We start from the raw sequence: 14,645 nt of genomic DNA, 5'->3' as shown, positions 1-14,645 counted from the left end.
CCCAACACCCTATTTTCCGAAGATAATAACAACCAACCCCCAAGAATCTACTATGAACGAAGAACGTTTACAAGCCTATATCAAACTTATCCAAGAGCTTCTCACCTGTGAGAGTGGGGAAGGAAATCAAGTTTTGAGTAATAACTGGGAGTTAGTCGAGCCAGAGTTGTTGCAGGTAATGGCAGAGGTTGCAGAATTGTTTGCCTTGTTTGCTAACAATGGTAGAGCTAACGAAGCCAGTTTTTTAATTAACCTTCTCCTAGAACTAGGCGAATATCTCGGCAGTTCCCAACAGCCCCAAACTATCCGCCAAGAAACCGCAGATACATTATTTAACCTTGGCATTCGGTGGTATCAAACCAGTCAATTTACCCTTGCTCTCCAAGTTTGGCAAAATACCCTCACCATCTATCAGGAAATCAAAGACCGCAAGGGAGAAGCTGCTTCCCTGGGCAACTTAGGCAATGCCTACGACTCCCTGGGGCAGTACGAGCGGGCAATTGAATACCTGCAACAGTCTTTAACCCTCAATAGGGAACTCAAAAACCGCAACGGAGAAGCGATTTCCCTGGACAATTTGGGCAGTGCCTACGACTCCCTGGGGCAGTACGAGCGGGCAATTGAATACCTGCAACAGTCTTTAACCCTCAATAGGGAACTCAAAAACCGCAACGGAGAAGCGATTTCCCTGGGCAACTTAGGCATTGCCTACGACTCCCTGGGGCAGTACGAGCGGGCAATTGAATACCATCAACAGTCTTTAACCCTCAAAAGGGAACTCAAAAACCGCCAAGGAGAAGCGTCTTCCCTGGGCAACTTAGGCATTGCCTACGACTCCCTGGGGCAGTACGAGCGGGCAATTGAATACCTGCAACAGTCTTTAACCCTCAATAGGGAACTCAAAAACCGCAACGGAGAAGCGATTTCCCTGGGCAACTTAGGCATTGCCTACCGCTCCCTGGGGCAGTACGAGCGGGCAATTGAATACCTGCAACAGTCTTTAACCCTCAATAGGGAACTCAAAAACCGCAACGGAGAAGCGATTTCCCTGGGCAACTTAGGCATTGCCTACGACTCCCTGGGGCAGTACGAGCGGGCAATTGAATACCATCAACAGTCTTTAACCCTCAAAAGGGAACTCAAAAACCGCAACGGAGAAGCGATTTCCCTGGGCAACTTAGGCATTGCCTACCGCTCCCTGGGGCAGTACGAGCGGGCAATTGAATACCATCAACAGTCTTTAACCCTCAAAAGGGAACTCAAAAACCGCAACGGAGAAGCGATTTCCCTGGGCAACTTAGGCATTGCCTACCGCTCCCTGGGGCAGTACGAGCGGGCAATTGAATACCATCAACAGTCTTTAACCCTCAAAAGGGAACTCAAAAACCGCAACGGAGAAGCTGCTTCCCTGGGCAATTTGGGCAAGGCTTACCAAGATTCAGGTCAGACGGAAAAAGCTATTCAAGCCTTCCAAGATAGTCTAAAAATTGCCACTCTCAAAACCATGCCAAAGGACTGTATTTATGCTGGACGCAACTTAGGCAACATTGCTTTTACTCAAGGTAACTGGGAACTCGCCATTACAGGTTACAAACCCGCTATCGAAGCCATCGAACTCCTTCGCAACTCCTCCCTCACCGACGATCGCCGTCAACAAGTTCTCGAAGATAACCTGAGCGTCTATGCCAATATCGTGCAATGCTATATTAATCTCAAACAATACGATAAAGCCCTCGAATACGCCGATCGCTCCCGTTCCCGCTTCCTCGCCGACCTGTTCCACAATAAAGACCTCTACTCCAAAGGCGACATCCCCCCCCAAGTTCAAGAATATCTCGACCTACAACAACAAATTGATCGCCTCCGGTTTAACTCCCCTTCAGATGACATCATGGGAGATCGTTCATCCACTCCCGCCTCCAGCGAAGCTAAACTGGAAAAAATTAAACAATTAGCAGCCCAAAAACAGCAAGTTTGGGAAAGTATTCGCCGTGAAAATAACGAATTAGCCGCACAACTCCAACCCACTCCCCTCAGTTTCCAGCAGATGCAGCAGTTAATTCCCGATCGCAAAACCGCCCTTCTCAACTTCTACACGACTGATAACGATACCTTTATTTTTATCCTCCGCCATCCCGACGCTAACTCCCCTCTCGACCCCTCTATAATCTCCCCTGCAAGGGGAGATACAATTGCTCCCTCTCCTCGTAGGAGAGGGTTGGGGAGAGGTGGAGAGGGCTTAGATAGTGAGAAATCAATCACCTGTTACACCTGCAAAGGACAAAGCTACGAAACCCTACAAAATTGGATTGGGCAAACTTGGCTTCAACCCTACATTAATATCAAATACGCAAAATTCTTCATCGCTGCCCAACTCCTCAACCGCCAATTTGATGAAATTAAGTTGATACAAATTACTGATACTGCCGTTTTAGTAACATTAACCGATGGTTCAGTAGAAACAATAAGCGATCGCCAAGAATTCCTCAAACAAACTCGCCAAAAACGCATCCAACTCCGGGAAGAATGGAAAAACCAAATGCAACCCACCCTCGCCTCACTCTCCCAACGTTTTAAACTTCGGCAATTGATTGAAAGCCATCTGCAAGATGTCGAAGAATTAATTATTGTTCCCCACCTAGCTCTACACCAAATCCCTTTCGCCGCCCTTCCCCTCTCGGAATTAGACACAGAAAAACGAACAACCTCAACCCCCGTTGCGGTGGGCAAACATCGGGGTTATCGAGATTTTGACTTGGATATGGATGAGGAACCCAAAACAGCAACTCAATCCCATTTATCAAAAATAGAATATCTGTGCGATCGCTTTCAAATTCGAGTGGTTCCGAGTTGCCAAATCCTCGACTTTTGCCACCAGCGAAAACCCGTAAAAACCAACATTGTGGGAATCGTTGAAAACGCCACGGGTGATTTAGATTTTACCCCAAAAGAATGTCAAAAAGTCGCCGAACTTTACAGCGTTCCCCCAGACCGCCACCTGAAAGAAAAACAAGCCACCATCGCCAACTACCTGGAACTCGCCCGAGAGGTTAATCTTCTCCACTCCAGTCACCACGCTAGTTCCAACCTCAGCAACGCTCTGAAGTCCGGCTTGCAACTATCCGACGGGACTTTAGACTTAGCCCACCTATTCATCCAACGTTTTCCCCAACTTTCGGAAGTGTTTCTATCCTGCTGCGAAACCAATTTTTCTTTATCGGAAATGACCGACGATGTTTTGACCTTAGCGGGGGGTTTCCTGACTGCGGGGGCGCGAAGTGTTGTCAGTACGTTATGGTCGGTGCAGGACGACTCAACAGCCGAGTTTTGTCAACTCTATTATCAGTTCCGCAACCGGGGAGAAATTCGCCCGGAAGCCTTAAGAAAAGCCCAGTTTGAACTGCGAAAAACTGAAAGTTTAAACCATCCTTATTATTGGGCCGCGTTTGTTTCTCAAGGGTTGAGATAGTTAATTATATCATATGAGAGTTAATATTTTGACTGAAAATTATTCCCTACATTGATAATAAATCGCCCAAATTGCCATCGCCCTGAGATAGTGACTCGCCCGAAACGTTCCGCTTGCGGTAATGGCTTCTGGGGTTCTAAATTGCAAGCCATTTTCATAAACTTGTTTGACCACAACTTCCGCCAAATTAAACCCTTCTTCTCTCATTCCCATCTGAATTAAAAATGCAGCTAACCCAAAATTAATCCCCGTCCAAACTTCCAACGGATGAGTATCATTGGGATTAACAGGTTCTCCATTTTTTCTAACACCATTTGCCGCACCTAGTTGACCTTGATAGAAATTTTGAAAACAAGATTGATAGATAGTTTGTAACGCTGAAATTGTTTTTTCTGGAGAGACAATATCTTCTAATTCTAATAGTTTAACATAAAATTGACCGCAGAGTTGATCCGCCATCACCACATCTGAACCACTTTCACTATCAAGCTGAAAATATTGACCGTTCCACAAATTTTTATAAATCGGTTTTGCTTGTTCTAACCAACTTTCATAAGTTGAAATTGTCTCAGAAATAGACGGAGAAAAATTAGTTGCAAATTCTGTTTTCTGCAAACATTTTCCGATTTCTATCGCCGCCTCCAACGCCGCCAACCATAACCCCCCACAATAAGCGCTAACTCCCTGCAATTTCCAATCATCAAAGGTTTGGTCAGGTGCGCCACTATTTTCGGGAATTCCGTCTTGGTCTTTATCAAAATTTTTGAGATAATCTAGGGTTTCAACTATCGCTAACCAACTGTCTTGTAAAAACTCATAATCTTCGCCTCCCGTTAACAGAAAATCTCGGTAAACTTGCAACACAAAATCGCAAGGTAAATCCTTCCAAAGATTACAATCTTGATAGCTAGTGTAATTTGTTTTCTCCCAAGGATGTTCGTTTGGTGCGCCCAAATCGTGAGGAGTTGCGCCCGTTGCTTTCCGAATTGCTTCAGCTTGATTGTAACCAATAATTCGGGGCGTTTTATCTCCTTTTGAAATCGCACGGGCAAACGCTAATAGAACGGATTTATCCAACTCCGGCCATAATAAAAGTAACCCAAACGACCCATATAACCGTACATCTAAACTCTCATACCAGCGATAATCGATACATTCTAAAACCGCAAACTGACCTTTAGGATTATTTTCATCTGCCGCACTCCAAAGCGTCCCCCCATCAGTTAACAAATACAGTTCATTAAACAACGCCATTTTGAACCAGGAGGGCAAATCTTGACGATTTAAAATCGGATTTTGCCACGCTTTAATATTATCTAACCAAAGATCAGAATGCTTCATCGCCGTGCGAATCATCGACCAAGCATTTTTACCATTTCGACCAAAAAAATCGGTGTAGCGACGATAGTAACAAACCCCAGATTCAAACTCAGTAATCGGTAAATCCCAAGACAATAAAAACGGAATTTTGCGGGTTTTTCCAGGTCGAATCGTAAACTTAACTGCTAAAGCAACTCCAATTTGTCTTCCTTCGGTTGCCGGATGTTCACTTTCTTCATCTAATAAAGTTCCATCTTGGGCAAAATAACGCCAAACTTCCTCACCCGTTCCCGCTGTATTCCAACAGGTGTGATAATAGACTTCTACCGCCGGATTTGTAATAGTTGCAATTGCCATTTGTCCTTCTCCTTCGCGGACATCTTCACTGGCACTCAGGCGAGACATTAGACAACCCACCCGATGAAAATCTTCAACTAAATGATTATAATTTCCGACACTATTTCCCCAACGGGGTTGATATTCATAAACCGGACTGCCATCATCTCTAACTTGCACTTTGGGCTGTTTTAAAGCATTGGTAAACCAACCGATTGTATTTTGCCAAGTGAACAGAATACTGAGGGTTATTGGTTCATCTGTGGGGTTGTGGGCAATCCATTCAAAAACGGCGATTGGATAACTGGTTTCTTGATAGTTATTTGCCCAAACTGGTGAAAATTGTTCGCAACTTAATTGGGCTTTAAAGACATTTTCATAAACAAACCAACTGCGAGGATAAAGGGCGTGATAGGTTCCGGTTTTTTGTGTGTTAGACGATGCTGGATACCAATTCCAAGCTGATAAACTCTCATCTTCTGGGGGTTCTGTACACAAGGCATAGGCTTGAGTTTTGCCGTTAACTTCCTCAAATACACTAAACTGACAAGCGGGTAAATTGCGGAAAATATGTTCGCCGCCATCAAGGTGCCACAGGTTAAAATCTCCTCGCGATGAACGACCAATACAACCCGCCCCGAACCCTCCTAACGGCATCCCATGCCAGGGGCCATCATCGAGGTTACTGCTGTAGCGGACAGTGTAGGGTTTTTCCCAACCTAGACCGATGGGACGATTCCAGGTCTGGGGCGGTATATGGTGACTCGTCGGTTGATTGATCATAAGGTTTATTTTATCGCACAATGACTTCTTGAGTGCATACGTTTAGCCCAACGGGATTTCTATTGGTGTAGATAGAAAAGGTTCGTCTAACTTTTGTCTTACTGATTTCTGGAGAGAGTCAAAATGAGATTTAAACCGTAATTTGTTTTTGTTGATTAAAGTTAGTGTTTTTTCTCTAATCTGAATCAGAATTTAAGCGGCATCATGAGTTGAATCTGGAAAGATCAAACTGTTCGCTTACGATTTTTTTAGACTAATATTGAACCCACTTCTGTAGAACGAGTAGAAATTATTTTGATTTTATCAAAAGTAAGAGGAGAAATTTGTATAAACTTAGAAATTTTATTTGTATCTATAGAAAACTGTTTTTAGAAACAGTTAGTAGGGCAGGTTTATTACAGGGGATATTTTCTCAAATTTCCATAAACCTACCCTATCTGATTTGTCTTTCCAATAAAAGGCTAAAGTCTTTTATGAATTTTTAATCCTACTTAAGACGCAGGCATTGTACCTGTTGTGGTTCGACCTGCCCCTCCTTCAGGAATGGTTTCCCAGTGACCTTCTGAACCTTGTTTATATTGAGTTTTTACAGAATTCCAGGCGAGTTGAGACGCATTACCTTCAGTCAAACCATCAGAAGCCGCACTATTGAAAGCCGCTAAAAAAATCTGTTGAGCGCCGCGAGGGAGTTGAGATTTAACATCTTCCGGTAATTGTTCAATATTTTCGTAAGCCATCTTAGCTTTTTCCTCAAAAATCGACTTTTGTAAACTTATTTTTGATTTAACCGTTTAATTCGTCAAAAAACATCTGACTTGAGATAGAGATTAGCAATTAATCCTAAAACTCTCTACTGGGCGTTGCATTACTTTGGGATGATTTAGATTTATTTTATAGTGATCGCGAAGCCATAAAATCCTTGTATTAAACTTAATTGAATTGGCGGCTACAACTCAAACAACTGAGTATTTTGTTTGTCCCTTCTGTGACTATTTTTTCTAATCCTATGAGAGTGGCATTTTAGACAATTCAGACTTATTGGTTTGAGCAGGTGTTGACAGAAATGAAGTTATCCCCTGATTGATGATTAAATCAAGATAAACCCCAGCACCTTACCGTATTGTGAGAATAGTCTCCTGTGAGGGAAAAATCAGAGAAAGCGGAACTTCTCTCCGATTAGCGTTAGTTTGAAACCTTTATTGTTCTGTCGTCAGACCGCAACGGAGAGGGTGGGATTCGAACCCACGAGGAGCAATTCAACCCCTAACAGATTTCGAGTCTGTCGCATTCAACCAGGCTCTGCCACCTCTCCAATCAAGCTCAAAAATAGGCTAAATCCTAGCCTCTGACTTATTCTATCATAGGAAAGAACCATCAGTCTGATCAGAAATGAGGCTTGTTTCAAATCCTTTCGTGGGTGTCCATTGCAGAGCGCCATCACGCCCCGTCCAAAAGACTTGAGTTTGTCGCTGACGCAAGAGTTTCAGGGTTTCAGGGTCAATAGTATTAGAAGAAGCAATTGCGATTTTAGGTTGAAGTACCCTCAGCATTTTGGGGTCAAGACGATTTCCTGACCACCACAACACTTGAGTCGGGGTAATAATCTCAGCTTGTAAGAGTTTAATTTGGTTATCAAGATTAACATCACCCAACAACATCCATTTGAGATCCCCAATCAAGAATTCTACGATTGGAGTTTCCGCATCAATCAGTTCAATGTTTGTCGAACCCAACTCCAAAGATTCTTCAACCGTCAGCGGTATATAAAGACCCTGGCGAGATTCAATCGCTTCTTTAATCGCTAAAGAACTGACATAATAAGCTTGTTTAGAAGCGGGATTATCATAAAAAACTTTAACCGGGAGTTTTTCTAAAATAATCGGCCAGCCAATGCTTAATCCTAAGCGAGAATGAGTCGAAACAGAATAATCAATCTGATTCACCCCTTGCTTTTGCAGAAAAGGTAACACCGCGTAACGAGCGCTATCTTGACCCCCACTATTAACTAAAGTAATATTTCCTCGATCTTGAATCACTAAAATGGGTTCTCCAGAGGTCGCCAATACTGTCGCCTGAAATTGAGAAGCTTTACTGTGCCAAATGGGAACCACAGCGATCGCAATAGCAGCAATAAAAGCAATCACGACGGGATGAAACAACAGTAATAACCCAGATTGTGGCGATGTTTGACGCTCAAAGTTTCGGGATTCTCGTTGACGCCCAATCACCCAAACTAAACCGATGAGACTGTAGAGAGCGATCAGTTGAAATTGAGAGATCGAACCGAGCGCTATCGAATTTCCAGGCTGTTGACTAAAAAACCGCACCAGGCCCAATAAACCGCCCACCGGATACTCTAATAACGCTGAAATTGAACTTCCTGCCGTCGGCCAAAACAGAGCGACAACCCCGGCAAATAAGCCCCCCAAAGTAATCACCGCCACAAAAGGAACCGTAATCACATTCACCAAAATACTGTAGGGGGAAACCACATTAAAAACATAGAGTTGTAGAGGTACCGTCCAAATAGAAGCCGCCAGAGGAACAGCCAACAGAGAAGCAATCGTCGGAGGCATCCAGTCTAAACGTTTGAGAATGGGGGGAACGCTGACCAATAATCCCAGAGTGGCTAAAAAGCTAAACTGAAATCCCAAGTCCCAAATCCATAAAGGATTCCACAGTAACAAACCCACCGCTACGGCCACAAGCACACTCAGCGGCCTAACTTGACGATTTGTGGCAAATCCAATTAAGGCAGCAAGTCCCATCAATGCGGCTCGTAAGACCGAGGGTGAGGCTCCCGTCAGGCCCACATAGGCCAGCAAAGCAATCATACCAATCGTTAAGCGTTGGCGGGGGGAGGCACTTCGGCTTAAAGCCAGGACAACCCCTAATACCAGAGAAACATGAAATCCAGAGGCGGCTAAAATATGAGCTAATCCGACTTGGACAAATTGATCGCGAACATCGTAGGGTAAATCTACCGCTCGTCGCCCTAAGACCATCGCACTGACAATTGCGCCTTTGGGGATGCCTAAACCTTGTACTTGAGCACGAACAATCCGTTGTCGAACCGCCCACCATCCCCAAGTTTGACCGGAAGTTGAGGTTAGAGAGGTTAAATAACGGCCTTTGAGTCCGGCAAATGCCCCCTGACGAGCCAGATAAGCGCGAAAATCAAAAGCTCCAGGGTTAGACGGGGGTTGGGGTTTGTAGAGGCTTCCGGTGACTGCTATTGCGGCTCCCGGATGCAGACCTGTGGCTTGTAGCAGAGGTACGGTAATGTAGAGTCTACCGCTGACCTCTCGACTGACTTCAATGGGTTTATCATTGCCCATAATTTCGTTAACTTGAGCCACCTTTAACCAAAATTGCGCTCGTCCTGAACGGGTGAGATGAGGAGGGGTTTGGACTTCACCGCGAACCGTGATAATCAATTCAGGTGAATCTGAGGCTGTAACCAGTTGACTGATGTTATTGGGGGCGGGTTGAGGGGTGCGAACTTGTAGATAGAGACTGGCGGCGACGGCAATTAATCCGGCAAATAACCAAACGGTTTCGGGGATCGGGGGAGTTGGGAGTCTAGAGCCAGAAACAGAGGTTGAGGGATCTCTGAGCATCAAAGCTGTTTCTTCCCTTTGCCCAGTTTTATCAAGGGTATGGGCTGTTTTTCGGGAGTTTAGCCCTCGCTTCATCTGGATCTGACGCTGTTTGCGTTTGACAAATTCTCGCCCCATTGTGGCAATTGCCAACCCTAGAGCAAGGACTAATACCCCAGATTTTCCCCAAGCAACACCGCTACAGAGCAACCCCAGAATATAAGCTAAACCGAAAATAATAATAACCGTTTGATTCATTGCTGCTTGGGAGACAGACCCTCGTTTAGATGGACAAGCCCAATTTCAGACCCAGTATGCCATGAATTAACATCATACCGACGGCTAAGGTTCCCAGGTAGGCATGGGTGATTCGCAGGGAATCTTTATTGCCACCGAAACCCGTAAAAGCAATCAAACCGTTGAGTGCCAATACACCGAGTAATGCCGTACCCGTCCAAAAGTGAGGACTTTCGAGAATGGGTTGTTTTTGCATCACCAGCGACAGGAGTCCACCTGTATAGCCTAGTGCCATGAAGATAAACATCCACGGTGCAATTTGACGATGGGATGAACGGCTTTTCAGTGAGACTTCTTTATCACTGGCAATTCGCCCTTGCCATCCGGTGTAAGCGACAGCACTACCCATCGCTAAAACCACGATTCCCATCATCACGGGATGTCCCCAGTGGGTGATGGGTTCTGGAATCCCTAAACTTCGGAACTGACTGGCAATGGGTTCCAAGAGTTGACTTAGATTCATCTTCTGCCCTCAAAAATTAATTGATTCTGATCTTTTTGATCATACAGTTTAATGGCTGTTGTTGATCCCCTGGGGTGGCGAGACCTTAATCTTTTAAATGAACATTTCTTGATGGGTTAATACTTGTCGTGAGTATCTATTCCCGAGTCAAGGTTGCATTTTTGTTGGGTCTAATTTGTGACCCATATCGCCGTGACCAGACTTGTGTAAACTCGGCACCAAAGAGAAAAATTTGAGTCGAATAGAAGATCCACACTAATACAATCACAAATGATCCGGCTGCACCATAGGCTGATCCGATGCTACTGTTGCCGAGATAAAGGCTGATTAAGGATTTTCCAATGGTAAATAAAATGGCTGTTATCCCCGCTCCTACGACGACATCTTTCCAGGCAATTCGCACATCGGGTAACACTCGATAGATTTGACCAAATAGTAGAGTGGTGAGGCTTAAAGAGATGACTAAATCGACTAATGTCCAGACAAAACTGGGGATAAACAAATGTTGTTCTAGCCAGGTGGTTGCTCCTGATAAAACCGAACTAATAATCAGGGAGAGGAGTAAGATAAATCCAATCCCTAAGACCATTAAAATTGATAAAATTCGGGTTTGAATAAAGCCTTTAACCCCTCGTCCGGGTTTGGGTTCGACTCCCCAAATTAGGTTTAGGGCTTGTTTGAGTTGAGCAAAAACTGTTGTCGCACCAAAGAGAATCGTGACAACAGCAATTATAGTGGCGGTAATATTGGAGCTAGGACTAAATTGATTTTGTAGAATGGTACGAATAGAAGCGGCATTCTCTGAGCCGAAAAAAGATTCTAACTGAGCAAAAACTTCATCTTGAGCGATTTGTTCCCCGACAATAAAACCAACAACTGCAATCACCAAAATTAAAATTGGTGCAATTGAAAATATCATATAATAAGAAAGGGCAGCAGCCAGGATAGGAACTTTATCTTGTTGCCATTCGTTAAAGGTTTCTTTGAGCAGACTCCAAATGGTGTTTAGGTTCACGACTTTTCAGCAAACAGGGTCAACATCATAGTTGAGTTTAACAGCAAGTCAAATTAAAAGCTACTCTGTGCTTCTGACTTGATCAGATTTTGATGAACCGGGATTTCAATCACAAACTCTGCTCCCTCTCCGAATACCGAATGAAAATCAAGTTTTCCCTGATGTTTTTCGACAACAATTTGATAGCTTGTTAATAAGCCTAGTCCACTTCCTTTTCCGACGGGCTTTGTGGTAAAAAAAGGATCAAATAAACGAGTTTTGACTTCAGGTGAAATCCCAATTCCGTTGTCTTTGATCTTGATTTTGACTGTATTTTTATCTTGTAATTCAGTCGTAATCCAAATTGTGGGATTTTGAAACTCGACCTGATGTTGAGCTAATTTCGATTCAATTGCATCAATTGCATTACTTAATAGATTTAAAAATACTTGATTGAGTTGACTCGCATAACAGGTGATTTTAGTGATTTTATCATAATTTTTAATAATTTTAATGTCTAAGGGACTGTTGGGAAGTTTGAGTCGATGGTCTAAAAGTAGTAAGGTGCTATTGATTCCTTCATGGAGATTAATTAATTTGATATCAGATTCATCTAACCGAGAAAAAATCCGTAAAGCGAGAATAATTGTGCAGATTCGATTTACTCCGTTTTTCATCGAACCCATTATTTTGTGCAAGTCGAAGACTATAAAATCTAAATCGATTTCTTCGATCATATTTTGAATTGTTTTTGGCGGGTGAGGATATTCGTGTTGATAGAGTTGAATTAACTTCACCAAGTCTTGAATATATTGATTTGCAGGTTCAATATTTCCCGAAATAAAGCTAATGGGATTATTGATTTCATGGGCAATTCCAGCAACCAATTGCATTAAGCCTACCATTTTTTCATGTTGAACCAGTTGGGCTTGAGTGACTTGTAATTCACTTAAGGCTGTTTTGAGTTGCTGATTTTGATGTTGTAGTTTATTTTGTAACTGTTGAATGGTAAGTTGATTTTTAATTCTGATGAGAATTTCTTCGAGCTGAAAGGGTTTAGTTATATAGTCTGATCCTCCGGCTTGAAAGGCTTTTACTTTATCTAAGGCATCATCTAACGCACTTAGAAAGATGATCGGAATAGAGCAAGTTTCTTCATTCTGTTTAAGGGTTTCACAAACTGCATAGCCATTCATCTCAGGCATATTAATATCGAGCAAAATCAGATCAGGTTTAACGGCTTTAATAGCAGTGAGTGCCATTTTTCCGTTGATTGCCTGTCGCACATTATAGCCATGCTCGGTCATCATTTTGGACAGCAAACGTAAGTTTGCCGGGGTATCATCAACGACGAGAATATCCGGTTTATTAGAAATATCTTCCAGTGGATTCATCATATTTATCGAGCATATTTTTTGATGTAACCTTTAAAAAAACCGAATTTCAATATTCTTTTTAGGGAATTAAATTTTGCCATTCATTAGATGAAACGAGATGAATTGCCTCCTCTGCATTAACGGGACAAGAAAATAAGTACCCCTGACCTAATTTACAATTTAAACTTAGCAGTTGTCTTAACTGAGTTTGAGTTTCTATCCCTTCTGCAATCACATTCATCTCTAAAATTTGAGCGATATTAATAATAATTGGAACCAATCCTAATTTTTTTGAGGTTTCATTAATCTGTTTGACGAAAGATTGGTCGATTTTGAGGGTGTCTAAGGGAAAATAATGTAAGTAACTGAGTGAGGAATAACCCGTACCAAAGTCATCAATGCCTAACTGAATTCCTCGTTGTTTGAATTTTTGAAGAATATCAATCGCAATTTGAGGATTCTCCATTAAGGAACTTTCAGTAATTTCGAGTTTTAAACATTCAGGATTAATTTGAGTATCATGGAGAATTTTATCAACCTGTTCGTTTAGATCGAGTTGAGTCAGTTGTCGCGCCGAAAGATTGACACTAATAAAGAAAGAATCGTCAACTAGATTTTGTTTTTGCCAGGTTTGAAGTTGCTGACAAGATTGATGTAAAACCCACTTACCCAACGGAATAATTAATCCAATTTCTTCGGCAATAGGAATAAAGGAATGGGGAGAAATCAAACCTCGGGTGGGGTGCTGCCAACGAACGAGAGCCTCAAAACCCACGATTTTACCTGTGTTTAAAACGACGATGGGTTGATAGTAAACGACTAATTCTTGTTCTTTAATCGCTTTATGGAGTTCTGTTTCTAGCTCTAAAGTATTAATCGCAGCAACGTGTAAAGTTGAGTCAAAAATGTGATATCGACCTCGACCTAATGCTTTTGCTTTGTAGACTGCATTATCTGCATCTCTTAATAAATGTTCGGGATTTTCATAGTTTGGATGCCCAAGAGCAATCCCAATGCTTGTATTAATAAAAACTTCATGTTCTTCGAGTTGAAAGGGGTGGGAAAGAGCCTCTAAAATAGAATTGGCAATTTGAGTGACTTGCTGAGAGTGATGAATCGACTGGAGAAGAATAATAAATTCGTCTCCTCCCAATCGTGCTAAAATATCATCGGGATTGAGTAAAGTTTCTAAACGACGGCTCAGAGCAATTAGCAGTTCATCTCCGACTAAATGACCGAGTGAATCATTGACGACTTTGAAGCGATCGCAATCTAAAAATAAGACGGCAAATTGAGCCTGTGAATCTTGTTTAGCTCGGTTGAGTGATTGTTCTAATTGCTCCATTAAAAATCGACGATTGGGTAATCCCGTTAACGGATCATGCAGTGCCATTTCTAGGAGTTTAGCATTGGCAACTTCAAGCTGCTTTTTACGCTGTTCGACTCGTTTTTCAAGTTGAGCATTTAGGGTGCTAAGTTTTAATTTAGCATCTTTTAAGGCGAGTTGATTTTTGACTCTCGCTAAAATTTCTTCAAATTCAAACGGTTTGGTAATATAGTCTACCCCTCCCGCTTTAAAAGCTTTAACTTTATCTAAAACATCATCTAAAGCACTTAAAAAAATAATCGGAATCTCAGCAGTTTTAGGATCATTTTTAAGAAAATAGCAGACTTGATATCCATCGATGTCAGGCATCATTATATCAAGTAATATTAAGCTCGGTGGACAAGTTTGTACTGCCGTCAATGCCATTTTTCCATTAATTGCTTGACGCACTTCATAGCCTTGGTCACTCAACATCGTTGAGAGCAGGCGTAAATTCATGGGTGTATCATCAACAATCAGGATATCGGCTTTTATAAAGTTAGGGGTGCTTTGATTCATTGCAGGTGGGGAGTAACTAACATAACAATCTGAATCTGATTCAGTCTATCCATAAATTTTCAAGAGTGCGGAGCGATAAAGTCGATTTTGATAATTTTTTTAGATTAGAATTTGAGAACTGAT

Annotated in this window: 8 protein-coding genes and 1 tRNA gene; 1 reads left to right on the top strand and 8 read right to left on the bottom strand. The window is 42.5% G+C overall.

The features are described 5' to 3' along the window. Positions 1-52 precede the first annotated feature (52 nt). Positions 53-3,469, top strand: a complete 3,417-nt coding sequence (locus M595_RS10005; RefSeq protein WP_023066038.1) for a CHAT domain-containing protein — start codon at positions 53-55, stop codon at positions 3,467-3,469. A 39-nt stretch (positions 3,470-3,508) separates the two neighbouring features. Here M595_RS10005 and M595_RS10000 read toward each other — a convergent pair whose 3' ends face one another. The 8 genes from M595_RS10000 to M595_RS09965 all read right to left on the bottom strand — a co-directional run bounded on the left by M595_RS10000 (position 3,509) and on the right by M595_RS09965 (position 14,522). Next, positions 3,509-5,908: a GH116 family glycosyl hydrolase gene (locus tag M595_RS10000; protein ID WP_023066034.1), complete on the bottom strand. Its 2,400-nt coding sequence runs from the start codon at positions 5,906-5,908 to the stop codon at positions 3,509-3,511. Between the two features lie 491 nt (positions 5,909-6,399). After that, positions 6,400-6,645: a ChaB family protein gene (locus M595_RS09995; protein ID WP_023066043.1), complete on the bottom strand. Its 246-nt coding sequence runs from the start codon at positions 6,643-6,645 to the stop codon at positions 6,400-6,402. Positions 6,646-7,129: 484 nt separating this feature from the next. Further along, positions 7,130-7,220: transfer RNA gene (locus tag M595_RS09990), tRNA-Ser, on the bottom strand. 46 nt (positions 7,221-7,266) lie between these two features. After that, a complete protein-coding gene (locus M595_RS09985; protein ID WP_023066042.1) occupies positions 7,267-9,765 on the bottom strand; it encodes a ComEC/Rec2 family competence protein in 2,499 nt (832 codons plus the stop codon). 25 nt (positions 9,766-9,790) lie between these two features. Next, the gene (locus tag M595_RS09980; RefSeq protein ID WP_023066048.1) at positions 9,791-10,267 is read right to left on the bottom strand and encodes a DUF4079 domain-containing protein; all 477 of its coding nucleotides are present in this window, start codon (positions 10,265-10,267) and stop codon (positions 9,791-9,793) included. Positions 10,268-10,403: 136 nt separating this feature from the next. Beyond that, positions 10,404-11,282 carry a YihY/virulence factor BrkB family protein gene (locus M595_RS09975; protein ID WP_023066033.1) on the bottom strand — a complete coding sequence of 293 codons (879 nt, stop codon included), beginning with the start codon at positions 11,280-11,282 and terminating at the stop codon, positions 10,404-10,406. 53 nt (positions 11,283-11,335) lie between these two features. After that, positions 11,336-12,658: a hybrid sensor histidine kinase/response regulator gene (locus M595_RS09970; RefSeq protein WP_152983556.1), complete on the bottom strand. Its 1,323-nt coding sequence runs from the start codon at positions 12,656-12,658 to the stop codon at positions 11,336-11,338. Between the two features lie 58 nt (positions 12,659-12,716). After that, positions 12,717-14,522 (bottom strand): two-component system response regulator, encoded by a 1,806-nt coding sequence (locus tag M595_RS09965; RefSeq protein WP_023066065.1) that lies wholly within the window; start codon positions 14,520-14,522, stop codon positions 12,717-12,719. Positions 14,523-14,645: the final 123 nt, after the last annotated feature.

Origin of the sequence: Lyngbya aestuarii BL J (assembly GCF_000478195.2) — a bacterium.
In the GTDB taxonomy this organism is placed as follows: Bacteria; Cyanobacteriota; Cyanobacteriia; order Cyanobacteriales; family Microcoleaceae; genus Capilliphycus; species Capilliphycus aestuarii.
This window is presented reverse-complemented; position numbering and strand designations above follow the sequence as displayed.